Here is a 25,282-nt window from a genome sequence, read left to right as displayed (position 1 = left end):
GGACTTGAGTGAACTCTTGCGCTGGCCCTGAAGCGTGTTAGTTCTTCATCGTATCATCCAGAGAATCAAACAGAATGTGTCAAATTCAGACACAGATGGATGCCTATCTCAATCAAAGGTTCAGGGCTCTTTGTCATGCTTATTCCATGGAGTAGTGAATGAAGCCCATGAAAAATCTCGCCCAGTATTATGTTGATCTACTTGTTAAGCTGGGGATTGTCCGTTTCTCAATTTTGCTTGCATTAGCGCTGGTGGCTTTGGCCGTTGTTGTTCAGGTGGGTATTACTCTAGCACTGCAAGGTAGTGTGGGTGATATCGACTTGGTTCGTTCGGTCTTTTTTGGCCTATTGATCACGCCTTGGGCGGTGTATTTTCTTTCCGTTGTGGTTGATCAACTGGAAGAATCCCGTCAACGTTTGACCAAATTGGTGTCGAAACTGAAAGACATGCGCTCACGCGATCAAGAGTTGAACTTTCAGTTGCAACAAAACATTGAAAAACTGAACCAAGAGATCGAAGAACGAATTAAGGCAGAAGAAGGCCGTGAAGAAGCGATGCAAGATCTTGAGAATGAGGTCTTTCAACGTGAGCGTACACAGGTTGAATTAGCTGAGCGTACGGCGCTGCTTCGCTCTTTTATTGATGCGTCGCCCGATCTGATTTATTACCGAAATGCGGATGGCGTTTTTTCTGGCTGTAACCGAGCAATGGAAGAGTTAACCGGTAAGAAAGAACATCAACTCGTCGGGTTAAGCCCATGGGATGTCTATAGCAAAGAAGTCGCAGAGCATATCGTCGATACAGACCAGAAAGTGTTCGATGATAATCAAGCGATCACTTATGAGCAGTGGCTTGATTACCCTGATGGTCGTAAACATTACTTTGAGCTGCGTAAAGTGCCTTTTTACAGCAAAGATGGGCGCCACCTTGGTTTGGTCGGCTTTGGGCGCGACATTACGGAACGCAAGCGCCATGAAGAGTCATTAGAGAAAGCCAGTCGTGACAAAACCACTTTTATCTCAACCATTAGTCATGAACTGCGTACCCCTTTAAATGGTATTGTGGGTTTGAGTCGAATGTTGCTCGATAGTCAACTTACGGAAGAGCAACGCAAACACATGCAAACCATCAATGTCAGCGCAATCACACTCGGTAATATCTTCAATGACATCATCGATATGGATAAGTTTGATCGTCGAAAACTGGAGCTGTTGCCAGCCCCACTTAACTTTGAAGATTTTGTCGCGGAGATAGAAAGTATTTCCGCACTGATGGCGGAGCAAAAAGGGCTACGCTTTGATTTAGAACGCTTGAGCGCTCTACCACAAGTTATCGAAGTGGATGCGACGCGTTTGCGCCAAGTCATTTGGAATCTTGTTAGTAACGCGATGAAATTTACCAAAGAGGGCGGTGTGGTCATGACCGTCAGCGCAGAAGTCGATGAAGATTACGCGACCATCATTATGGAAGTTGAAGATACCGGTATCGGCATCCCTGAAGAAGAACTCGATAAGATTTTTGCCATGTACTATCAAGTGAAGTCAGGCAAAGACAATTTACATGCGGTAGGTACAGGTATCGGCTTAGCGGTGTCTCAGCAGTTGATCAATATGATGGATGGTGAAATTACCGTCACGAGTGAAGAGGGGTTTGGCAGTACCTTTACGGTGTCTATCCACATCCCTGTTGTTGAACAACAAGCCCCTACCATTGATGTTGAACGTGAAAGCATGCATCTGAATATCTTTATGGTGGAAGATATTGAGCTGAATGTCACGGTTGCTAAATCGTTACTTGAAAGTTTAGGTCATTCCGTGACTGTCGCAATGACAGGTAAAGAGGCACTGGTGAACTTTGTTCCAGAAGAATATGACTTAGTTTTGCTGGATATTCAGCTGCCCGATATGACGGGCTTTGATGTTGCAAACTACTATCGAGAGCATTACGACACTTTACCGCCGCTGGTTGCACTTACGGCCAATGTGGTGAAAGAGCGTCGTGAGTACTTGGATAATGGTATGGATGATGTGATCAGTAAACCATTGGCCGTTCAAGCGATTCAAACCGTCATTGATAAGTTTCTTTTACAAAATGATGAGAGCAAACCGATGGTTACTTCGAGCTTCGATGAGGTTGAAGAGAGTGTTGTTGTCTCATCACCTATGATTAATACACATTTGCTCGATCTGGATATGTTAGAGTCTTATGTAGACATCGTCGGCGTAAAACCTGTTTACGATAGCATCAATATGTTTGAAAAAATGATGCCTGACTATATTGATGTTTTGGACTCCAATATGATGGCCAAAGATCAAGAGGGTATTGTTTCCGAAGCGCATAAAATAAAAGGTGCGGCAGGATCGATCGGCCTTAAACACATTCAAAGCGTTGCACAGAAAGCGCAATCACCCGATATGCCTGCTTGGTGGGAAAACATTTCTGATTGGGTAGAGGAAATAAAAAACGAGTATCAAAACGATATTCAAGTCTTAAAAAGTTGGTTGGAACAGAGGAAGTAACATGAAAAAATTTGCATCGGTAGCATTAGCCATAGCGTTGCTGGGTGGTTGTAGTACCACGCCTCAAGTGGCGTGGCATGAAGATAGTCAAACCACGATAAACAAAGTGAATGTAGAGCTAAAAAGTAACCTTTGGGTAAACTTGATGCCGACTATCGGAGAAGTACAAGAGCAGAATGTCCATGGTGCATTGTACTTGCAAGCGAATAGTGAACTTCCAGCTAACCTAACTGTTGATACCTTGATCATTAAGCAAGGGGATTCCGAGTGGGAGATCGACGGTGACTTACTCGAGTTGCGCACTCACACAGAAAATCAATGGGAAGTTGCATTTGTATGGCAGATTGACGCTGATATGGAAAAGCGCGTTGATCTAGCGCTGCTACTCGATGATGCAGGTAACAAAGGTTGGTTAGTCGAGAAAGGCATTAAGATCGACAAGGTTTACTAGAACCGTCAAACAGCAGATAGAAAAAGGGCTTGCTCATTGAGCAAGCCCTTGTTGTTTGTACTGGGCAGATTAGTCTTCTAGATCGCCACAGAAGCGGTAACCTTCACCGTGAATTGTCGCGATGATTTCTGGTGTACCTGATACAGATTCGAAGTGCTTACGAATACGACGAATAGTTACGTCTACTGTGCGGTCGTGAGGTTTAAGTTCACGGCCAGTCATCTTCTTAAGAAGATCTGCACGAGTTTGAATCTTACCTGGGTTCTCACAGAAGTGCAGTAGTGCACGGAACTCTGAGCGAGGCAGTTTGTAGCTTTCACCAGCAGGGCTAACAAGAGAGCGGCTGTTGATGTCTAGAACCCAACCGTTGAATACGTACTTCTCTACAGAGCGTTTTTCTTCTTGTACTGCATTAGTGCTCATTGAGCGGCTTAGCAAGTTACGCGCACGGATAGTCAGTTCACGTGGGTTAAATGGTTTGGTGATGTAATCATCAGCACCAATTTCAAGACCTAGGATCTTGTCCACTTCGTTGTCACGACCCGTTAGGAACATTAGAGCGATGTTCGCTTGCTCACGAAGTTCACGAGCTAACAGCAGACCGTTTTTGCCTGGAAGATTAATGTCCATGATCACCAAGTTGATTGTATTTTCAGACAATACTCGGTGCATTTCTTCGCCGTCACTGGCTTCAAAAACAGCGTATCCCTCTGCTTCAAAAATACTCTTAAGAGTGTTACGAGTTACTTGCTCATCTTCAACGATAAGAATCTGCGGGGTTTGCATTGGCGGTACCTAAATTTGTGACAAAATTGTGCTAATAGAATAAATTCTAGGCAAAAATATAACATACAGGTAATGTGATTTTGATAATAAAACAACTTGTTCAAAAAAACACTTCTTTAAGTTATCCGCCTTCCTTGGAATTTTGCCAACTCACCAGTATCCAATGGCGACGTTTATTCTATAGGGTTGGCTTATCTTTCATTTTCATGCTTTGACATAAGCTGAAACATAAACCCCCTAAGATATGGAGCGGATTTTATATTGTTAACAGCATGCTAACAATGCTCAAATGTTAATTCCATTCACTTTGTTGATTTACATCAATTGATGAATTGTAACAGTTATTAATCGTTTAAGAGTTATGATAGAAAAAAGTAACATGAAGATAGACGCATCGTTATGGCATGCTTATTCAGACCCATTCTTTCATTTTTACCGGAAATGGAATGAGGTTAACTATGCGGTGATAACTGCTTGGAACCCTTATAGCAATTTGCGGTCCAAAGAAGAGAATTGCATAAGTAATCATAAGCTAGAAGAACAACTGTATCACGTTGATTATGTGCCGGTTTTAGTTGGTGATAAGTTTTTTGAGTGGTCTGAAGAAAGTTACGCAACAGCGGTGTCTGTTGAGATCGCCGTTCAATTGGCTAATCATTTTCAGCAAAATGCGATTTACTATGTCATGAATAACGAACTCTATTTGATTGTCTGTGCTGACCCTAAGGTTATGCATGAATTAGGAGATATTAGGCCACGGCTTGTATAGACGAATACCACTCAGCAAAGTGTCGCTTTGATGAGACAATTCACGGAGGAACCATGAGAGACATAACACCAGATATTTGTGACCAATATGAAGAGCAAGTGACGCAGTTGAGTTTACCATTGCAAAACTACGGTCAACGCGCTGCATTTTTTGGAGAAATCGTTACCGTGCGTTGTTATCACGACAACTCTATGGTGCGAGAAATATTGAGTGAAGATGGCACTGGCAAAGTATTGATTGTGGATGGGCATGGTTCCTGCCAACGAGCCCTATTAGGTGATCAGTTGGCCATTCTTGCTATCGAAAATGGTTGGGAGGGGATCATTGTCTATGGTGCGGTTCGAGATGTGGCTCAGATGTCACAGATGGACATTGGTATTCAAGCATTAGGAACTTGTCCGTTCAAAACAGAGAAGCGCGGTATGGGCGAAGTCAACGTTACATTGACCATGCACAATCAAATTGTGCAACCAAAGCATTACGTATACGCGGATTGGAATGGGGTGTTGATTTCGAAAGACGAGCTATCGTTTTAAAAGCGAAAGCCTAAGCCAACTTCAAAACCTTGTTGCCAATCTTGATAGTCCAAAGTGGCGTGAAGATCTAAGTTGTCAGTGATCTTTACGCGGCTTGATACTTCAGCTGCAAGGTTACGATCTTCTTCACGGAGGCCTTCAAGAGCCTCTCCTTTATAAGAGCGCACAGTACTTTTTACAGTTACGCGATCATTAAAATGATAACTGATCCCACTTAAAAAGCCGCTTTGATTTTGGGTTGGAGAGTTGTTAACTCGAGCACCAACATACAGATCAACGGAATCAAACAGTTCATACGAGTAGCCACCATCAATATTCCACACATCGAAACTGTCAGTTTGGTAGTTTTCACTAGAAATGAAGAGTTTATGAGGGGATGGTGTCGTTTTACCTGGTAATGACGGTAATTCGGTCGCAACAGAAATAGCAGGCACAACTAATAGTAACAGAAAAATCCATCTTTTCATGTTAACCACTCCTTGTGTCTAACTTTGTTATTAGTATGTGCTAAAAGCTTCTCACTATTAAAGCATAGAATATGAAAGCCGGCTCATTAAATTATGATTTAATTTGATCCTATGAATCTTGATCACAGTTAATGTACTGTTAAATTCTATCAGTTTAATAGCTGCAATCCCTTTTGAATATCTTCAACGCGTGTGATTTGAAAATGGACATTTTTGAACGCTTAGTGAACGTGATAAAAAAGGAAATATTAAGATTTTTCGTTTAAGTTATTGTTAATGGTGGTTATTTTCTCTATGTTGGTGAGGTGGGTATTGTGGCGTGACGGTAAAATAAACAATTTTTAGTTGACTCTGTTTAGGAAACTCGGTAAACGTAGAGTTAAGCAAACACATAATTATCGTTGAATATTTATTTATGACATCTCTCAGCCAGCTAGTAATGACCACAACCATTATTATTACCGACACGACATATGTTGGGGCAGGCTGCTGAGCGAAAGAAATTCACAAAAAAGGCCTGTATCCAACAAGATACAGGCCTTTTTTTATACATTTTTAAACAGAATTTAGACAGATTTAAAAAAATACATCGGAGGAAGGGATGCGAGTATTGAAGTTTGGTGGCTCATCATTAGCAGATGCAGATCGCTTTTTAAGAGCGGCGGATATCATCGCCAATAATGCACAGCAAGAAGAAGTCGCGGTGGTGCTTTCAGCGCCAGGTAAAACGACGAACAAATTGGTCGCAGTGATTGAGGGAGCGTTACGTAATGGCGAAGCTGAGCTGCAAATCAACGAGCTAGAAGCATCGTTCAAGGCACTTTTTGCGGACATACACACGGTGCTGCCGAATATCGACGGCTCTGCGTTTGATAATCAAGTGAAAACCTCACTTTCTCAATTGCGTCAATTTGTTCACGGTATTAACCTTCTTGGCATGTGTCCAAATAACGTCAATGCACGTATCATCAGTAAGGGTGAACGCGTTTCGATTCAGTTAATGAAAGCGGTACTTGAAGCGAAAGGCCAACCAGCGCATCTAATCGATCCCGTTGAATACCTATATGCAAAAGGCGATCATCTTGAAGCGATGGTCGACGTTGAGGTATCTACTCAGAATTTCCGCCAAAACCCTCTTCCTCAAGGTCATGTGAATATCATGCCAGGTTTCACTGCCGGCAATGCAAAAGGTGAACTTGTTACACTTGGTCGTAATGGTTCTGACTATTCTGCGGCGGTTCTTGCGGCGTGTCTACGTGCAGATTGTTGTGAAATATGGACTGACGTTGATGGTGTTTACAACTGTGACCCGCGTTTGGTTGAAGATGCTCGCTTACTTAAATCTCTTAGCTACCAAGAAGCGATGGAGCTTTCTTACTTTGGCGCATCCGTTCTGCATCCAAAAACCATCGCACCAATCGCACAATTCCATATTCCTTGTCTGATCAAAAACAGCTTTAACCCTCAAGGTGCGGGCACGTTAATTGGTCAAGACACAGGCGAAGATAACCTAGCCATCAAAGGCATCACGACGCTGAACGACCTAACTATGGTTAACGTGTCTGGCCCGGGTATGAAAGGCATGGTAGGCATGGCTAGTCGTGTATTCGGCGCAATGTCATCTGCAGGTGTGTCTATTGTTCTGATTACTCAATCTTCTTCTGAGTACAGCATCAGCTTCTGTATTGAAGCAGACGACAAAGCAAAAGCACAGCAAGTATTAGCAGATGCGTTTGAATTAGAACTTAAAGATGGATTATTGGAGCCAGTTGAGTTCATCGATAATGTTTCTATCGTGACGCTAGTTGGTGATGGCATGCGAACTTCTCGTGGCGTGGCATCTCGCTTCTTCTCATCTCTTGCAGAAGTGAACGTAAACATTGTAGCAATTGCACAGGGCTCATCTGAGCGTGCTATCTCAGCCGTGATTCCAGAAGATAAGATCTCTGAAGCAATCAAAGCGTGTCACGAGAACCTATTCAACTCTAAGCACTTCCTAGACGTATTCGTGGTTGGTATTGGCGGCGTTGGTGGTGAGCTGGTGGATCAGATCGAGCGTCAACAAGCGAAGCTTGCGGAAAAAGGTATCGTAATTCGCGTATGTGGCTTGGCAAACAGCAAAGGTCTTCTGCTGGATAGCGAAGGTCTACCACTAGAGCATTGGCGTGACCGTATGTCGGCAGCGACAGAAGAGTTCAGCCTAGCGCGTTTGATTTCTTTGGTTCAACGTAACCACATCATCAACCCAGTATTGGTGGACTGTACGTCAAGTGAAGATATTGCGAATCAATACGCAGACTTCCTAGCAGCAGGTTTCCACGTAGTCACGCCAAACAAGAAAGCAAACACCGCCAGCATGTCTTACTACCATCAGCTTCGCGATGTCGCGCGCAGCTCTCGTCGTAAGCTGATGTACGAAACAACCGTAGGCGCAGGTCTACCGGTAATCGAAAACCTACAAAACCTAATTTCAGCGGGCGATGAACTAGAGCGCTTCAGCGGCATCCTTTCTGGCTCTCTGTCATACATCTTCGGCAAGCTAGATGAAGGCATGAGCCTAAGTGAAGCCACTAACATCGCTAAGCAAAACGGTTTTACGGAACCGGATCCTCGTGACGATCTATCGGGTATGGACGTTGCGCGTAAGCTTCTGATCCTTGCTCGTGAAGCAGGCATGTCTCTAGAGTTAGAAGACGTTGTGGTTGATCAGGCTCTGCCACCAGGCTTTGACGACTCAGGCAGCGTTGATGAGTTTATGGAACGCTTACCAGAAGCGGACGCGTACTTTAAAGAGCTGTCAGCTAAAGCGGCAGAAGAAGGCAAAGTACTGCGTTACGTGGGTGAAATTGTCGATGGTAAATGCACAGTAAGCATTGCAGCGGTCGATGAAAACGATCCGATGTTTAAGATCAAAGATGGTGAAAACGCACTGGCTTTCTACAGCCGCTACTACCAACCAATTCCACTAGTACTGCGTGGTTACGGTGCAGGTACTGAGGTCACGGCTGCTGGCGTATTCTCTGATGTGATGCGCACTTTGGGTTGGAAGCTAGGGGTATAACAACAATGAGTTCAAGTGATATGGATGTAGTGGTTTATGCCCCGGCATCAATTGGCAATGTAAGCGTTGGTTTTGACGTTCTGGGGGCGGCGGTGTCTCCAGTCGATGGCACACTATTGGGTGACCGAGTATTGGTTAAGTCTGGGGCTGAGCCGTTCAGTCTAAAGACCGCGGGTGATTTTGTTGAGAAGCTACCAACCGAGCCGAAAGAGAACATCGTTTACGATTGTTGGGTAGTGTTTGCTCGTGAGCTAGATAAAAAAGGCGTTGAGCTAAAGCCACTTGAAATGACGCTAGAAAAGAACATGCCAATCGGCTCTGGTTTAGGTTCAAGTGCTTGTTCTATCGTTGCTGCATTAGATGCATTAAACCGATTCCATGGTCAGCCGCTTAACGAGACAGAGTTGCTAGCGCTGATGGGAGAAATGGAAGGCAAGATCTCTGGTGGTATTCACTACGATAACGTTGCGCCGTGTTACCTTGGCGGTGTGCAGTTGATGCTTGAAGAGCTAGGTATCATTAGTCAAGAAGTGCCTTGCTTTGACGATTGGTTCTGGGTGATGGCGTATCCGGGTATCAAAGTATCAACAGCAGAAGCGCGTGAGATCCTACCATCTCAATACCGTCGACAAGATATCATTGCTCATGGTCGTCACCTTGCAGGCTTTATTCATGCGTGTCATTCTGGTCAGCCAGAACTTGCTGCAAAAATGATCAAAGACGTGATCGCAGAACCGTATCGTGAGAAACTGCTTCCAGGCTTTGCGAATGCACGTCAATACGCAGCGTCTGCGGGGGCATTGGCTACCGGTATTTCTGGCAGTGGTCCGACACTGTTCAGTATTTGCAAAGAGAAAGATGTCGCTGAGCGAGTTGCTCGCTGGTTAGAACAGAACTACGTACAAAACGAAGAAGGATTCGTCCATGTTTGTCGTCTGGATAAACAGGGTTCGAAAGTAACAGGAAGTGAGCTATGAAGCTTTACAATATAAAAGAAAATGATGAACAAGTCTCCTTTGGCCAAGCCGTTCGCCAAGGATTAGGCCGTAACCAAGGTCTATTTTTCCCATCGGAATTACCAAAGTTTGAAGACGTCGATGCGCTGCTGGCAGAAGACTTTGTCTCTCGTAGCACGAAAATCCTATCAGCACTGATTGGCGATGAGTTGGCGGAAGAGCAGGTTAACGCATTGGTTGATGCTGCATTCCAATTCCCAGCACCAATTAACCAAGTAAAAGACGGTGTTTACGCATTGGAGCTGTTCCATGGTCCAACGCTTGCGTTTAAAGATTTTGGTGGTCGCTTTATGGCGCAATCTCTTGCTGCGGTTTCGGACGGTGGCAAGATCACTATTCTGACTGCAACTTCTGGCGATACTGGCGCAGCCGTTGCGCACGCTTTCTACGGTATGGAAGACATCAACGTTGTGATTCTTTACCCGAAAGGCAAAATCAGCCCACTGCAAGAGAAGCTATTCTGTACGCTTGGTAAGAACATTCACACTGTCGCGATCGATGGTGACTTTGATGCGTGTCAGGCTCTGGTTAAGCAAGCTTTTGATGATTCCGCACTGCGTGAAGAGATCGGCCTGAACTCTGCAAACTCAATCAACATCAGCCGTTTGATGGCACAAATCTGTTACTACTTTGAAGCAGCCGCGCAAATGAGCAAGCAAGAGCGTGAAAACCTAGTGGTATCAGTACCAAGTGGTAACTTTGGTAACTTAACTGCTGGTCTACTGGCAAAAGCACTGGGTCTGCCTATCAAACGTTTTATCGCTGCAACGAATGCCAATGACACTGTACCGCGTTACCTACAAACGGGTAAGTGGGAGCCAAAACCAACGGTCGCAACGACATCGAACGCGATGGACGTGAGTCAACCAAACAACTGGCCTCGTATCGAAGAGCTATGCCGCGTGAAAGAGTGGGGCTTGGAGACGCTAGGTAAAGGTGCAGTGTCTGATGAGCAAAGCGCTCAGTCGGTGAAAGACCTATACGCACTTGGCTACCTATGTGAGCCACACGGTGCGATTGCTTACCGCGTTCTTGAAGAGCAGCTGCAAGAGGGTGAAACGGGTCTGTTCCTATGTACTGCACACCCTGCAAAGTTCAAAGAAGTCGTAGATGACATTCTTCAATCTGACATTGACCTTCCTGCACCATTAGCGAAGCACGCTGCGATGGAACTCTTATCAGAAGATCTCGACGCAGACTTTGACGCGTTAAAGCAAGTACTGCGCCGTGTGCAGTAAGTGACAAGAGAGAAATACATAGAATAGAAAGGTGGAGCGGTGTCTTCACCTTTTTATTATTGATGTGCAAAGAAAAACGGCGCTCTCAGAGCGCCGTTTTTAAAATCTTACTGAAAGATATCTCAATTATAGAGACTCAGTAAATGTACGAGCGATTACGTCACGTTGTTGTTCTGCAGTTAGCGAGTTGAAACGTACTGCGTAGCCAGAAACACGGATAGTTAGCTGTGGGTAGTTCTCTGGGTGAGCAACTGCATCTTCTAGAGTTTCACGCTTAAGAACGTTAACGTTTAGGTGTTGACCACCTTCGATGCGTGGAGCTGTTTCGATTGCTACTTCGCGGCTTTCGTATTCACCTAGATCGCTGATTGCGATAACTTGGTCAGCTTCGTAAGTTGATGCTGCTGCAACACAACGTGCTTCGTTTTTCTCGCTATCTAGTAGCCAGATTGAGTTTAGTAGTTCGTCGTTAGCTGCTTTAGTAATTTGGATACCTTGGATCATTACTGTCTCCTAGACCACTTCTGTGGTGATTATTGGTGTTAATTTTCGAATTTTTGTTGAGCTAGGTATTATATAGCCAATATCCATTATATTAATATTGATTTAGGTCAAAAAACAACTAAAAACCTTAATTTTTTGGAGGTAATTTTCTTGAGTTAAATCAATAAAACGTTTGAAAACATACTATTTACAATTTATTTGATAATATAAAAAATATTTAAAAGTTAAATTTGTTGTAAATTTACTACATTTTTAGTTTAAACTTTAACCAAGAGAATGCAACCCTCTGTATTTTGGTAACCATACTGAAAGTCAAAAGTGATTAAATGACGAACATTAAAAATAGACTTGGAAATAAATTTATTGGTGCTCATGTGTCTGCCGCTGGTGGTGTAGATCAAGCCCCTTTGCGTGCAAGAGAAATTGGTGCAAATGCGTTTGCTCTGTTTACGAAGAATCAGCGCCAATGGGTAGCAAAACCACTGGAAGAGAAAACCATTCGCGCATTTAAAGCCAATTGCAAGATGCTAGGGTTTAGCGCCGAACATATTCTTCCGCACGACTCTTACCTGATAAACTTGGGTGCGCCCGAAGAAGAAAAGCTCAACAAATCACGAGCCGCGTTTATTGATGAGATGGAGCGCTGTAACCAACTTGGTTTGACATTACTGAACTTCCATCCAGGCAGCCATTTAAAGAAAATATCAGAGCAAGAGTGTTTGGCGACTATTGCGGAGTCGATCAATCTTGCCCATAGAGCTGTACCGAATGTCATCGCGGTAATAGAAAATACGGCAGGGCAAGGTACAAATTTAGGTTGGAAGTTTGAACACCTTGCAGAAATCATTGATCAAGTCGAAGACAAAGAACGTGTCGGTGTTTGTTTAGATACATGCCATACTTTTACTGCGGGTTATGATTTACGCACGAAAGAAGATTGTGAACGTACATTTGCTGAGTTTGATCGTATCGTTGGTATGCACTATTTAAGAGCAATGCATCTTAATGATTCAAAAGTAGAGTTTGCAAGTAAGGTGGATCGCCATCATTCACTCGGTAAAGGTGAAATCGGCTGGAGTTGTTTTGAATATATAGCGAAAGATCCGCGATTTGATGGTATCCCATTGATTTTAGAAACCATTGACCCAGATATCTGGCAGCAAGAAATTAGCGCACTGCGTCAATACCATCTAGATGAAATAGTGGGTGAGTAATAGATTGAAAAAGTTGGCATCTTTCTTTCAATATCTTTCTTTCAAGTAAAGAGTAGAGTTTTAATTGAATACGTAGCATGACCATTCTGGTCGTGCTAACTAGGAGGATGTCGTTATGTCTCGACCTGTATCTTTTGTTTCTGCGACACAATCTCGACGTGTCGTTCGTTTACCCATGCCTAACCGACATATTACTGGACCGGGACATTTTCGAACGCCTCAGCGTCATTAGTCTATCCTATCTATACCATTTTTCGGCATTGTTCATCAGAGGCAAGCTTTGTCTGTTTGAGTTTCGCTCGTTAGAATAGAGAGAAATGATAGGACAGGAACTTTCCATGAATCAGTTACCCACTTGGCACGATGTGATCGGTGAAGAAAAGCAACAGAGCTACCTTATTGATACGCTAAAATTTGTTGAAGCAGAGCGCGCGTCAGGCAAAGCAATTTTTCCTCCAGAGGAAGACGTGTTTAATGCTTTTCGCTTTACTGAATTTGGTGATGTGAAAGTTGTAATATTAGGGCAAGATCCATATCACGGGCCACATCAAGCTCATGGATTGTGTTTCTCTGTGTTGCCTGGCATTAAAACGCCCCCATCTTTAGTGAATATGTATAAAGAACTTGCGCAGGATATTGATGGGTTCCAAATTCCGCAGCACGGCTTTTTGCAAAGTTGGGCAGAGCAAGGAGTGTTGCTGCTCAATACGGTATTGACCGTAGAACAAGGCAAGGCACATTCACACTCAAAAACCGGTTGGGAGACGTTTACCGATCGAGTCATTGAAGCGATCAATCAACATCAGCATGGTGTCGTATTCTTACTTTGGGGAGCACACGCACAGAAGAAAGGACGTTTTATTGATCGTTCAAAACATCATGTGCTTGAAGCTCCACATCCATCGCCACTTTCTGCACATAGAGGCTTCTTTGGCTGCCAACATTTTTCGCAAACCAATCAAATTCTTGAGCAACAAGGTCTAGAGCCGATTAACTGGCACTTACCGGTAGCGATATCGTTTTTTGATTGATCTTCAACCGCTTGTTTGAAAGAGTACAGCGAACGTGACATTACGATCGCTGTTTTTTTGAGCGCGGTCGAGACGAGGTGATGTTTTCTCATATACACTTATTAAAAGTAGGTGTAATGGAGAAGCTCTATGATGATCGAACGAATTAGACGTGAACACGGTTATATGGTTCGTCTTTTGGCGATACTTCGTCATAAACTGAATGAAATAAAACAAGAACATGCCATCAACTACTCTTTGGTGAGTGAGATTGTAGATTATTTGTCTAATCATTCGGAGAAAGTCCATCACCCTAAAGAAGATATCTTGTACCACTATTTTCTAGAGCATTATGGGCAGCAAAAAACCATTGAAAATCTTGAGTTAGAACATAAAGAGCTGGCGGAGAAAACGAAGCAGTTTGCATTGGTCGTAGAGATGATTTTACAAGATGCGGTTGTTCCTCAAGAAATGTTTACTCAGCAACTAGAAGATTTTATTACGACTCAAAAACGACATCTTGATTTGGAGGAAAGACAAATTCTGCCGTTGATTGAGGAATTGTTTACTAGCGAGGACTGGCTGAATGTTGAAAGTCAGTGGCAAGAAAGCGAGGATGACCCAGTGTTTGGTGACACGATTGCTGATCGCTATAAACAGCTTGCAGAACGTGTACGCCAAAGTAATGTTGAGTTTGTGTAGTAGCAATGTGCGAGGTAATCGTTTGCCTTTTTTGTGTTCTTATGGGTTAAATTCTCATTTAATGAGAATTTACAAGAATTTTATTTTGAAGAATAAAGAGTCAAAAGTGGGTTTAATTCTCACTAGTTAAGAAAATGGTAATTTGACGTTTTGTCGATACAAACAGAGCAATAGTTTGATGTATCGAAAAAGAACAAAAGGCACCCTAAGGTGCCTTTTGTGTTCATTATAGTTTGATATCTTCTAAGGTAATGTCATTACAAACGTCTAACTCTCGCAGCTCTCTGAGTAAGTTACGTCGGTCATTCATTTCTTCAATTTCACGCCATTTGCGCTTCATTCGTTTATTGCGAGAGCGAGTTGCTGAGGTAGTATCTAGGTCAAATACATCATCGAGTTGAAAGCCTTCCATAAGCCACCTTTCCCTTTTATTTATCCAAACTTTGTAGTCAGTTCGTGTGGAGCTTTTTTAGTACCACAATAGGGATGAGCATAACTGCGATAGGTTTCGCATTTGTGTCTCTAACATGACAGTTTCGTGTAAAAGTACTTCTAGAATCACATTTTTATGACTAGAGAGTGCATAAAAAACAAACATATAAATATACGAAATCGTTTAAATCGACGAATTATTTATGTTAACGCAAAGTGTAGTAGTACCCATGAATAACAGGATCATGTAGGAGCCGTGTTACTTTGTTAGAAGCGGGGAAAAACGCAAATGCTCTTTAGAACAAGAAATAGTTGAAAGCCTTAAGATACCAGACTTTTTTGACCAGTTAAGTTGCAAATATACTTTCGTCTTTCGCCCGTTTATATTTTTAAATCATCGTTGTTATGTTGGTTTTTTGTTGATTGACCACTTGTTTTGTTGTTAATTTTTAGTGAGTTTCTAGTGAAAAATTGCACCTAAATGTAAGTTGTTGCATATTGATTTTTACTGGCCGAGCCTGCATTATCCGCCCGTCAAAAAATACGCTGGTACGTAACATGGATGCATGAAGCGACGTTTACGATTCTAGATTGCGCAATAAACATTACTCAAAAAGCTAAGCACACTTTGACACTTAGCGGGCAATCTAGTGAAGAGCTTGGAAGCAAAAGCTAGCGCAACTCACTTTGAGGTACACATGACAGACTTAATCAATTTGATGAACGATCTCCTTTGGGGTTCGATTCTGGTTTATCTTCTTGTTGGTGTAGGAATCTACTTCACCGTTCGATTGGGATTCATCCAATTCCGCCACTTCGGCCATATGTTCTCTGTTCTTAAGAACAGCCGTAAAGCAGACAAAGCTGGTATTTCTTCTTTCCAAGCGCTTTGTACTAGTCTTGCTGCTCGTGTAGGTACAGGTAACATGGCTGGTGTCGCTGTTGCTTTGACTGCTGGTGGCCCAGGTGCAATTTTCTGGATGTGGTTAATTGCGATGCTTGGTATGGCGACGTCGTTTGCGGAAAGTACGCTAGCGCAGCTATACAAAACCAAAGATGATGATGGCAACTACCGTGGTGGTCCTGCTTACTACATGGAAAAAGGTTTGGGCATGCGTTGGATGGGCGTGCTTTTCTCTGTTTTCCTTATCATCGCTTTTGGTTTGGTATTCAACGCCGTTCAAGCAAACTCTATTGCAAATGCGATGAGCAACGCATTTGGTTGGGATGATTTATACGTAGGTATTGCGGTTGTTGCACTATCAGCGGTGGTGATTTTTGGTGGTATCAAGCGTATCGCGAAAGTTGCAGAGCTAGTTGTGCCTGTAATGGCATTAGCGTACCTTGCGCTTGCACTGTTCGTTATGTTCGCAAACCTAGATAAGTTACCTGCCGTTCTGATGCTTATCTTTAAGAGTGCTTTTGGCTTACAAGAAGCAGCAGCTGGTGGTTTAGGATACGCAATCGCACAGGCGATGATTAATGGCATTAAGCGTGGTCTATTCTCGAACGAAGCTGGTATGGGTTCTGCGCCAAACGCAGCAGCATCAGCGACACCTTACCCGCCACATCCTGCGTCTCAAGGTTATGTTCAAATGCTTGGTGTCTTTATGGATACCATCGTTATTTGTTCTGCTACTGTAGCTATCATCCTAATGTCTGGTGAGTACGTAGGCCAAGCAACAGAAGTGACGGGTATTGAACTGACTCAGCGAGCATTAAGCTCTCAAGTTGGTGAGTGGGGCAGTATTTTCGTTGCTGTCGCGATTTTCTTCTTTGCGTTTACTTCGATTATCGCGAACTACTCGTACGCCGAAACAAACCTTATCTTCTTGGAGCATAACCATAAAGCCGGTTTGGGTCTTTTCCGCGTGGTTGTTCTTGGTATGGTGATGTTTGGTGCATTGGCATCTCTACCAGTGGTTTGGTCATTGGCTGATGTATCAATGGGTCTAATGGCGATAGTGAACTTGGTGGCAATTCTATTGTTGTCAGGTATCGTGATTAAGCTTGCTAAAGATTACAATCGCCAACTGCGCGAGGGTAAAGTGCCAACATTTGATGTGAATGATTTTCCAGAGTTAAAATCACAACTAGAAGACGGCATTTGGCATAACACGAAAAAAGAAGATTAAGTTGATGCCAACCCATCGTTGAAAACTATCAACACGATTCAAAAAGCCATGCAGACAATGCATGGCTTTTTTTACAGCCAACATATCTAAATAGTTGTTTGACATAGATAACAGTATCTATGTTTTTATTTGATTGATTTAGATTGATAGTCTAACTTTAATTTAGATAATTGGATTGGGTATTGTATGGAACACTTTTACCACCTTGTAGCAACAAGTCGATCAATAGAAATTGGTGACATTGAGTTAGGTGATTCACATGACTCATTAGACTTCACTGTGAGTAAACCGATGCGTTTTGATGGCGTTAATCTGTTGTTTTCCTCTAGCGGTGAGCCAGAGTTCTATGCCAATGCGTTTATTATGAGCCGTCGCATTGTAGAAGGGGTTAAAGATACGGAGCCAACGTCGTATGCTCTGCTTCGCTTTTTTCGTTATTTAGGAAAGAACAATCTCAATTGGAATGATGAGAATGAAGAGCTTGAGCGTTACCCCATTTATCTCTTCAGAAATTATTTAGACAAACAGATTGCTAAAGGAAACATGCGCCGAAGTGTCGGGGCATCGACCTTATCTGTGATCCGAAGGTTTTATGTATTTTGCTACCGTCATGGCTATGTGGAGAAACTTCCGTTTGTGGTGCATGGTCATAACAAGTACGGTCAAATGCTCACAGATATTACACTCAAGAGTCCGAAGCAAGAAACCGAACTTACGCCAATGAATGACTTGGACATAAGGCACATTCGAGATAACTGGCATCGAGCAGGAATTTCAGGCGAGTTTCGATTATTGGTGGCGACTGTAATTAATTCTGGTCTAAGAGCGATTGAGGTTGCGGATATAAAGCCTCGGCACTTCAAAGTACCCAAGGGCTTTAAGGGTAAAACTTACACCGATATTAAGATTGGCTCTTCTTATGGGTGCTATACCAAATACAGCAAAGACCGCATGATTTCGATGCCTGTTTGGTTAATGGAGCAAGTCACTCAATACTGCGAAAGTGAGCGGTACAAAGAGCGTAAACGGCTCTACTTTTTCAATACAGGTGATGAAGATGCGCCTGTATTTATTACAAAGGAAGGGAATCGATTTAAAGAAGAGGGGCAACGGTCAAATTCCATTGATACGCTATGGGGGCGGTTAAGAAATGCGATTAAGGAAAACAGCAACCCTCACTTCGACCACGATTTCCATGATACGAGAGCGACTTATGCGGCTAATAAGCTCGACCTGTTGCTCAATATACCAGACTTGAGTACGACACAGGCGCTGAAACTGCTAAAAGATGAACTTGGACACAAGGACTTATCTGTGACCATGCGTTATTTAACGCATTGGGAAGGCAATCCAACCAAGAACCAAGTGCCTGAGTTAATGATGGCGTTATTGGAAGAGGAACGCATCATATGACGGAGAGCTTCGACTCAGATAAGCCTGATAACGTTCGTACCTATCGCTCTATTCCGACCGATGAAATGCAATCAGAAAACCCACTGTCCAAGATTCATCAGTGGACATATCTTTGGGTGAATGGTAATGGTGCCAACCTCACATGTGACTTCAAAGAGTGGCTTAAATACAGCACTAAGCAGCATGTTTCACTGCTGATTTCTAAATTTGAACAATCAGGTTGGTCAGAGGCGAGTAAAGCCCAAAACTTTAAGTATATTGGTAACATTTTAAAGCATAGCTTCAACAGTCAACCCCAAAAGCGCAAGTCTAAGGTCGAGTTCTCACCAGAATCGTGTGTAAACTATATTCATGCTGCATGGCTATCTCAGCGCACAACAGGTGTCGGATTGCATGGTAAGCCGATAAAAGCCAACACGTTGGGATGGATGTCTTCAAGCTACAATTCAATCCTAAAGAAGTTTGGTTTTGGACAGATACCTAAAGCAGCTCGAAACCTAGATACTGTGAGTGCATCGTTAGATTCCAATAACTACACTAAGAAAGAGTTAAAGCGCATCGCTCGTGCGCTATTGTCGGATAGAAAGCTGCTATACAAAGAGTATTTAGATAAGACCATCAGTGAAGGTAAGCGAACAATCGTATTTAATCGCCTTATCTCCAATGCGGTGTTCCTCTATGTGTATTACACCGCAGTGGGACAAACAGAGGCGCTGAACACCTTTGTAGTGGAGGATGGTTGGAGTGTTGATAAGGCAGGTGGCAAGCGAATATCGGTAAAAGGCTTGAAAACCCGTGGCTACAAAGAAGAACCTCGCTCCTTCACTCCAAGAGCGGTATCTAAAACTTTTTTTGAAGAGCACTTCGAATTGTCGAGGCTGAGCGCTGTTGATCTGGGTTTAGATAAGCATTATCTCTTTAGGCGACGCAATGGCAAGAAGCCAACTGTTGATAATCTCAACACCTACAAAACGGGATTAATGCAGCGCTCGGTTTTACTGCAAACAATGAAAGGAGAAAACCCTGATTTCTCTTTAACCTGCGAGCGCTTGAAATCTTCTATTAAGCAGTACGCTGAAGAAAAGCTGGGGCGACAAGGCGCGATGGAGAGCAACCGTAATGCATCTGAAAGCACATGGAATAATTCAGACTACAGTAAGAACTCAAAAGCCGTAGCACATCGTGAATTGGCTTTTGGAGCTGCCACACTCTTTGCGTTGGGCAGTAACCCAACTGGAGGGGTTACAGCAGCGATAGCAACAACGAAAGCGCAGTATTGTGAAGTTTTGTCTAGTGAAGAAGCTGATGCACTTAGAGCATCTTCTAGCGTGCTTGTGGACGATATTGCTAACGGTGGAGTATGTAAAGGTGAAGATGTTCCGCAAAAACGAGAGTTTCAAAAAAGCAATCTAGAAACGGGATTGCTAGATGATGACGATGTGAAAAATACCGCTTGTGGTTATGTCATTAAATGCTTCATATGCCGAAATTTTGCAGTTGTTGATGAGGTTCATGATATTTGGCGTTTGCTCTCGTTTGAGCTTCGTCTCAATGAGGCGGTAGCCGCCCATAAAAGTCTTGACCACTTCATAAAGAATTTTAGTGAGGTGAAGTCTGCGATTCGAGACATAAAGAAGCGTTTTAAGAAAAGAAACCTCAAGGCCGCAGAGAAATACCTAGAGCGCCAGGGCTGCCACCCTCTTTGGGATGAAGACTCTATTCAAGACATTTTTAAGGGGTAAGTATGTATAGCATTAGCCACGACTATGCACTGTTTGAACAATACGCTTTGCCTAACGATGAAGCTTACCCCATGCCAACGGCGAAAAGCGTAGTCAGCGTAAAGCGGGATGGCAGTCCTGCCTCTTACTTTGAGGATGATTGCTGGGATTTTAATGATTTGTTCAACACCAAAAACGAGATCAAATCGCTATACAACTTAACGTTCCAAGCAAACAAACATAACCCTAAACTGCTTTTAGAGTTGAAGCAGCGAATGTATTGGTTGATATGGGGCGGCAAAGAGACGTTGCTCAGTATGGAGGGTAAAACCTTCAGGAAGGTGGAGCAGATTAAGGCCATACAGGTAAATAGCGATTTGCTACTGAGAGTTTTTGCTAATACCTCTATCAACGCTTTTTCTTATATTTCAAATGACATTGTATTTTCGCAAATCAAAGAGTCACTACGTGGGGGGAGTGAAGAGGTTATTGCCAAGAGACTGGGTGCTCTCAATGTACTCACGCAGGTTAATTCCCATTTTCCAGAGAGCGCTAGGTTTCACATTCCCTACCAAGAAGGCGAGAGCGCAAGAAAGATTGCCAAGAAGTATGCCGCTCACGGTAAAGGGCATTATCCTACGGTAATCCCCGTTATTTACGAACAATATCTTTCCCGTTTAATTCAGGATGTGGAGTATGTCTACCGAGATTTCCTAGGCGGGCGTGGCCTCGAAGCGGATGTGGAGGCAGAATATTGTTCATTAGTGTCTGATAATGATATCGAACAAGAAATCGAAACTCTGTATCAGGAACTCATTGTCGATATTGAGGTTAAGGAAAAAGCAAAAAGCAGCGGCATTTCCCCTCAAGAGGTGCTTGATGACTATCGAGATAAAGCCAAGGACGAAGTTGAGTCTATCTATCGCAGTAAAGCCCATAAAGGCGTTATTGATGCCTATAAGAAAGATAATATTTTGTTGGACGTGAAAGCGTATGCCCAATCAAAAGGGGTGACTGAAAAACAAGCCATTGATGCTTTTAGAATGATTGAAGGAGCGTGTTTTGGCGCTTGCTCGGCATTCACGGGAATGAGGGTAAGTGAATTAACCCAGATTGATGGTAACTCATACAAAGAGGTTGATATTGATGGCGTTAAGCTCTGCACAATGCGTTCTTGGACGGATAAATTAGAAAAGCTAAGTCGTGAGGACACATGGGCGTGTGCGCCAATTTGTGAGAAGGCGTTATTAATACTCACTGTGCTCAATGATAAATATCGCTCTGTTTCGGGTGATATTCACCTCTCGCCGCGCTTTTCATTCAAAGGTGAAAGTAGGGGATGGACTGGCGATACTATTAATCGTCAGTTAAAAGATGCTCAACTCAATACTCAGAATTTAAGTAAGCTTTTCCATAGTTACAGTCTTCATATCGATATTCGCTACGTTCCAGAAGAAATGGATGAGGTTTTTAACCTGCTAAACACTATCGTCCACAAGAAGTTTGATCCAATACAGAAAAATGAGCATGGAGAGTTGTACTGGCGCTTTAAAACTCACTCGTTAAGACGAACATTTGCTCATTTTGTGGTTGGTCATGGGTTAGTGTCATTAGCCTCGTTGAAGCATCAATTTAAGCATATACACCTTGCAATGACAGCCATTTACGCGAGTCATTCTGAGGTATTAACGCTACTCGGCATTCAAAATCCAGCCAAAATTAAAGAGAAAATCCAAGAGCAAGAAATAGAGTCTCACGCTGAGTACCTTAAGGACATGATTGAGCATCCAGAAGAACAATCAGGTGGCTTCATGAAGTTCATGAGTGGATCGCCTATGGTGGTTGGTGACGCAAGGTTTAATCAGTTGGTTGAAGACACGAAAGGCGCAAACAAATCGACAGGGTTTGGCACTTGTTTTTCTGGTGAGCTATGTAGCATGGGGCATTTGTTTGAGCCTTCTAAATGCGTAGGCAGGGACTGTGAGAACCTGAATGTAAACAAGGTTGAAGCTGAAAACTGGGTGATAAGGCGAGAGAGATGTATTGAAAAAATAAAAAAAATGAAAGAAATGGGAATGTTCAACCGCAGCTCACTCGCTACGCAACTAAGTGATATAAGGACTGCGGAAAAAGTGATGGCTGACCATAACATTCAATTTGAAAAATATCGAGTAGAGGCTCTGTAATGGCGACGGTGGCAACAAAGCTAGAGAATGCGTTTAAGGCTCTTTTGAAAGAGGGCAAGAAAATCAGTCCTTATGCTGTTGAAAGGCGAGCGGGAGTGTCTAATGGTTCGTTGAAGAATCACATTGTTCTTCTGGAGATGGTGCTAGCGGAAAAAGAGAAGTACGCCACCAACCCAACGAATGTCGGGGTTGTAAAGGCTAAAGCTAATAAAGCTAAGGTAAAAGTTTCAAAGGATAAGTACCAAGAGCTTTTGGATAAAAACGAAAAACTTCGAGCTGAGAACGAGCAGTTCAAAGGTGAACTGAAGGTAATGGCAGATAAAGTCGCTCAGATGACTTGGGAGTTGCACCGCTACAAAACCAAAACACGCAAAGACTCAACAAACGTACATAACTTGAAAGCATAAATTCGCACGGTCTTGGCGTATATCGTGGCGGATCTTTGGCTGTCGCGTTTCTGCCTTGAGATAATTTATGACTTTTCAGCAGAATAATCGATATCGTGCATTCATTTTTTTGTAGTCATAAACGTCTGAATTTGCTATAAATGCGCTGGGGCTACCGCCTACTATCAATAACAATTGCAACAATTACAGCTTGTAAATGGCTTGCAAGAGTTGTCAGTGACTATCACTGTCGCAGATATGCGAGGTAGCTAACATGAAACCGAAGGTTGTAAACGTTAGAAAATATCAACGCTATCGCCTAGGAAAATGGGAAGATGTTTGTCAACATCTTCGCTCACTGCCTAGACGATAAGTGTTATCGGTAGCCCCAACCATCTTCAATTAAGCAGGCTCAGCTTCTACTTCAATTTTCGGCGTGCTTTCAATCCCCATCATGCTGTTGTAGTGTTCCTTGAACCCCGTTTCTTCAAAGATCTGTTTGAACTTTTCAATGTATCTTTCAGTATTGATCTTTTCAAAATCTACTAAGTTAATCGAATCAGAGTGAGACTCTCTATTTATGTACCTAAATAAAGGCTTAAAATCTGACTCTGTTTGCCCTAATTGCTCCAATGTTTGCTTTAGAGAATCTTTCTTATGAACAAAGTTGAAATAGTGCTCCAATATATTTCTCATTGCGTTGGGTAGCATGTGTGCGTAGCTAGGGTTAGAAGAACTATCTTTGACGATTTGCCAATACATTTGGTAATCATTTTGAAGCTCATCCCTCTTTAAATCATAAACGGAGCTAAACTGGGATTTAGCTACTCTATACAGTTTATATCCAGCAGGGCATTTGTTAGATGCATTCTTTAGCATTAATAATTCGTGGAAAAAGAACAGATTATGCGTCAATAGGAAAATTTGTTTGAAGTTTTCGCTAAAGACCTTGTGATGTATCAGGGCTGCAATGTCATAGACATAATTGTGTGACAAACTAGAAATAGGGTCATCAATTACAACGATTCGGTTGTTTAGTAACACAGGAGAGGATTCGTTTGTTGAACCTGAAGCACACTCTAGGAAATACAGAAAGCTAATGAGTGTTTTTTCTCCTTCACTAAGAGTGTTATATACGCCAATACTTTCACCTGTAGGACGGGCAATTTTGTAACGTTGCTGATCGTTTGCTGCTTTAACAATTTTAAAACTATGTATACCTAGTTCAATCAATTGTTGATTGATATTGTTTATTGATGAATCGATGTTAGTTATTTTTTTCTGGTTTTCAGTGATGATATTTCTTTGAGCAATCTTTTGGCTACGAAGCAGCTCGATTTCATCGGATAGTTTTTTTACTCCAGCTTGAAGTTCGTTAACCTTTTCATCTGAAGCCGCGATGAGAGCGCTAAACTGTTCATTCAGGATCACCCAAAACTCCGAAGCTATTCTATTTAAATGGCTTTTTTTATTTCTGATCCTATCGTTGAATCTATCGATATCTCTTTGTATTTCGGCTATCGCAGTATTAACATCGGCTACCAAATCGCTCGTATCTGTAAGCGTAACAACTGTACTCGGGTTGCTGATTTTAAGATCAATCTGAGACAAGTTGGCTGATAATTTTTCAAGCAGTAGCTCTCTTTTATCTTCGAAGCCATATGTACTTATATCACCTTCAAAATTGTATGCTGAAGCAGATAATTTGCTTTTAATATCATCAATATAAGCTCTGTAGCTGTTAGATAACTCTTCTATCTGACTGACTTTTTGGGAATATGTCTCGTCAAAAAGTTGATTGATCGCTTCAGTAATCGATGAGCTTAACTCTTGCTGGCAGAAAGGACATGGATTATCGGATTTCATGTATTCCAGACCTGATTTTACCCAGTCAGAATTGCCCAGTTTTTCGACTAAGTCGGATAGATATGAATCCTTAGAACCTACGATAATTTGAGTTAAAATCGGAGCGTTTTCAAAGCTACTGACATCAAGGCTAATTTTAGGTACGTTTGGAAGTAGACTTCCGTCTTGTCCCGTTAACTCACGAGCCTCTTTTTGCAGAGATTCAATTGTAGATGTGACCCTTCCACTACTTGATCTGACTTTGTTTAGAAAGCCAGCTTTGTTTCTCCGTAAGCCTTCCAGACAAAAATCTAGTGCGCTATTTTCATATGTAACTTTTGCTTTCCAAACTGATTCTTTTAATGAGGTCTCCTCATTACTTATGTCACTGTTTTTGCGACTTATCTTTGTATTGGAAGCCTCTATGTTTTGGTGTAGATGAGCTGCTTTCTCTGTTGCCTCTTCAATTGCTTGCTCTGCGTCTTTGTTTTCTTCGCTTAGAGTAAAAACCCCCTGAAAGTCAGGGATTTCATAGAAATTGCAACGTATGAAATCTTGATTGTAAACCAAGATATCTTCACCTAACTCATTAGGATGAATGGAACAGTTTTGGAATTCTGGTTGTTCAGGAGAATGTAAAAATTTACCAATTGTAGACTTACCAGAACCATTTAAGCCATAGAACAGATTTATTTTCTTGCTGTCAGTTTGAATAACCACTTGCGAAGTTGGTGAATAACTAGCTACACCTTTTAATGTTATGGTGTTAATCATTTTTTAACTCTTTTTACAATTTAATGCATGATTGCAATCAATTGCATTGTTATGCTTCTCACCTAGAAAAGCAGTGACGCAGATCAGTTCTTTGGGTACTTACGAAAGAATGACCGC

20 protein-coding genes and 1 other annotated feature are annotated in these 25,282 nt (G+C 42.5%); of the genes, 15 read left to right on the top strand and 5 right to left on the bottom strand.

The window, feature by feature from the left end:
• Positions 1 to 158 precede the first annotated feature (158 nt).
• Together arcB and KHN78_RS05545 are read left to right on the top strand one after the other, a co-directional pair.
• On the top strand, positions 159 to 2,519 hold the full coding sequence (gene arcB / locus KHN78_RS05550) for an aerobic respiration two-component sensor histidine kinase ArcB (protein ID WP_211915396.1): 2,361 nt from the start codon (positions 159 to 161) through the stop codon (positions 2,517 to 2,519).
• Between the two features lies 1 nt (position 2,520).
• Positions 2,521 to 2,970 (top strand): hypothetical protein, encoded by a 450-nt coding sequence (locus KHN78_RS05545; protein WP_211915395.1) that lies wholly within the window; start codon positions 2,521 to 2,523, stop codon positions 2,968 to 2,970.
• Between the two features lie 69 nt (positions 2,971 to 3,039).
• Here the strand turns inward: KHN78_RS05545 and arcA are convergent, their stop codons facing one another.
• On the bottom strand, positions 3,040 to 3,756 hold the full coding sequence (arcA, locus tag KHN78_RS05540; RefSeq protein ID WP_211915394.1) for a two-component system response regulator ArcA: 717 nt from the start codon (positions 3,754 to 3,756) through the stop codon (positions 3,040 to 3,042).
• A gap of 361 nt (positions 3,757 to 4,117) precedes the next feature.
• Here arcA and KHN78_RS05535 point away from each other — a divergent pair, with 361 nt between their 5' ends.
• On the top strand, positions 4,118 to 4,525 hold the full coding sequence (locus KHN78_RS05535) for a DUF3293 domain-containing protein (RefSeq protein ID WP_211915393.1): 408 nt from the start codon (positions 4,118 to 4,120) through the stop codon (positions 4,523 to 4,525).
• Between the two features lie 53 nt (positions 4,526 to 4,578).
• On the top strand, positions 4,579 to 5,061 hold the full coding sequence (locus KHN78_RS05530) for a putative 4-hydroxy-4-methyl-2-oxoglutarate aldolase (protein WP_128811645.1): 483 nt from the start codon (positions 4,579 to 4,581) through the stop codon (positions 5,059 to 5,061).
• Here the strand turns inward: KHN78_RS05530 and KHN78_RS05525 are convergent.
• On the bottom strand, positions 5,058 to 5,528 hold the full coding sequence (locus KHN78_RS05525) for a ribonuclease regulator (protein ID WP_211915392.1): 471 nt from the start codon (positions 5,526 to 5,528) through the stop codon (positions 5,058 to 5,060). The genes KHN78_RS05530 and KHN78_RS05525 overlap by 4 nt on opposite strands.
• 428 nt (positions 5,529 to 5,956) lie before the next feature.
• Positions 5,957 to 6,076: a sequence feature (Thr leader region), on the top strand.
• 53 nt (positions 6,077 to 6,129) lie between these two features.
• Between KHN78_RS05525 and thrA the strand changes: the two genes are divergently transcribed.
• Genes thrA through thrC form a run of 3 tightly spaced genes read left to right on the top strand, consistent with a single transcriptional unit; the run spans position 6,130 to position 10,843 of the window.
• Entirely contained in the window at positions 6,130 to 8,589 is a 2,460-nt protein-coding gene (gene thrA, locus KHN78_RS05520) for a bifunctional aspartate kinase/homoserine dehydrogenase I (protein ID WP_211915391.1), read from the top strand.
• 20 nt (positions 8,590 to 8,609) lie between these two features.
• Entirely contained in the window at positions 8,610 to 9,566 is a 957-nt protein-coding gene (gene thrB, locus KHN78_RS05515) for a homoserine kinase (RefSeq protein ID WP_005447861.1), read from the top strand.
• Positions 9,563 to 10,843: a threonine synthase gene (gene thrC / locus KHN78_RS05510; protein ID WP_211915390.1), complete on the top strand. Its 1,281-nt coding sequence runs from the start codon at positions 9,563 to 9,565 to the stop codon at positions 10,841 to 10,843. The genes thrB and thrC overlap by 4 nt, the downstream gene beginning before the upstream one ends.
• A gap of 126 nt (positions 10,844 to 10,969) precedes the next feature.
• On the opposite strand, the gene grcA is transcribed toward thrC, so the two are convergent.
• On the bottom strand, positions 10,970 to 11,347 hold the full coding sequence (gene grcA / locus KHN78_RS05505; RefSeq protein WP_128811641.1) for an autonomous glycyl radical cofactor GrcA: 378 nt from the start codon (positions 11,345 to 11,347) through the stop codon (positions 10,970 to 10,972).
• A 326-nt stretch (positions 11,348 to 11,673) separates the two neighbouring features.
• On the opposite strand from grcA, the gene nfo reads away from it, so the two are divergent.
• The 3 genes from nfo (at position 11,674) to KHN78_RS05490 (ending at position 14,273) form a co-directional block, all read left to right on the top strand.
• Positions 11,674 to 12,561 carry a deoxyribonuclease IV gene (gene nfo, locus KHN78_RS05500; RefSeq protein ID WP_128811640.1) on the top strand — a complete coding sequence of 296 codons (888 nt, stop codon included), beginning with the start codon at positions 11,674 to 11,676 and terminating at the stop codon, positions 12,559 to 12,561.
• Positions 12,562 to 12,899: 338 nt separating this feature from the next.
• Positions 12,900 to 13,592: a uracil-DNA glycosylase gene (gene ung, locus KHN78_RS05495; RefSeq protein ID WP_128811638.1), complete on the top strand. Its 693-nt coding sequence runs from the start codon at positions 12,900 to 12,902 to the stop codon at positions 13,590 to 13,592.
• Positions 13,593 to 13,721: 129 nt separating this feature from the next.
• Positions 13,722 to 14,273 (top strand): hemerythrin domain-containing protein, encoded by a 552-nt coding sequence (locus KHN78_RS05490; RefSeq protein WP_211915389.1) that lies wholly within the window; start codon positions 13,722 to 13,724, stop codon positions 14,271 to 14,273.
• Positions 14,274 to 14,499: 226 nt separating this feature from the next.
• Here KHN78_RS05490 and KHN78_RS05485 read toward each other — a convergent pair whose 3' ends face one another.
• Entirely contained in the window at positions 14,500 to 14,685 is a 186-nt protein-coding gene (locus tag KHN78_RS05485) for a DUF3545 family protein (protein ID WP_211915388.1), read from the bottom strand.
• Positions 14,686 to 15,403: 718 nt separating this feature from the next.
• On the opposite strand from KHN78_RS05485, the gene KHN78_RS05480 reads away from it, so the two are divergent.
• The 5 genes from KHN78_RS05480 (at position 15,404) to KHN78_RS05460 (ending at position 22,567) form a co-directional block, all read left to right on the top strand.
• Positions 15,404 to 16,840 (top strand): alanine/glycine:cation symporter family protein, encoded by a 1,437-nt coding sequence (locus KHN78_RS05480; protein ID WP_128811635.1) that lies wholly within the window; start codon positions 15,404 to 15,406, stop codon positions 16,838 to 16,840.
• 186 nt (positions 16,841 to 17,026) lie between these two features.
• On the top strand, positions 17,027 to 18,253 hold the full coding sequence (xerC, locus tag KHN78_RS05475; protein ID WP_211915387.1) for a tyrosine recombinase XerC: 1,227 nt from the start codon (positions 17,027 to 17,029) through the stop codon (positions 18,251 to 18,253).
• Positions 18,250 to 19,995, top strand: a complete 1,746-nt coding sequence (locus KHN78_RS05470) for a hypothetical protein (protein ID WP_211915386.1) — start codon at positions 18,250 to 18,252, stop codon at positions 19,993 to 19,995. The genes xerC and KHN78_RS05470 overlap by 4 nt, the downstream gene beginning before the upstream one ends.
• A 2-nt stretch (positions 19,996 to 19,997) precedes the next feature.
• Positions 19,998 to 22,160, top strand: coding sequence for a site-specific integrase (locus KHN78_RS05465; protein WP_211915385.1), 2,163 nt, complete (start codon positions 19,998 to 20,000; stop codon positions 22,158 to 22,160).
• Positions 22,160 to 22,567 (top strand): hypothetical protein, encoded by a 408-nt coding sequence (locus tag KHN78_RS05460; RefSeq protein WP_211915384.1) that lies wholly within the window; start codon positions 22,160 to 22,162, stop codon positions 22,565 to 22,567. The genes KHN78_RS05465 and KHN78_RS05460 overlap by 1 nt, the downstream gene beginning before the upstream one ends.
• 381 nt (positions 22,568 to 22,948) lie before the next feature.
• Here KHN78_RS05460 and KHN78_RS05455 read toward each other — a convergent pair whose 3' ends face one another.
• On the bottom strand, positions 22,949 to 25,165 hold the full coding sequence (locus KHN78_RS05455; RefSeq protein WP_211915383.1) for an AAA family ATPase: 2,217 nt from the start codon (positions 25,163 to 25,165) through the stop codon (positions 22,949 to 22,951).
• Positions 25,166 to 25,282 lie beyond the last annotated feature (117 nt).

It is taken from the genome of Vibrio sp. B1REV9, from assembly GCF_905175395.2.
Lineage (GTDB): Bacteria > Pseudomonadota > Gammaproteobacteria > Enterobacterales > Vibrionaceae > Vibrio > Vibrio alfacsensis.
Note: the sequence above shows the minus strand (reverse complement) of the source record. Positions and strands in the feature narration are given on the sequence as shown.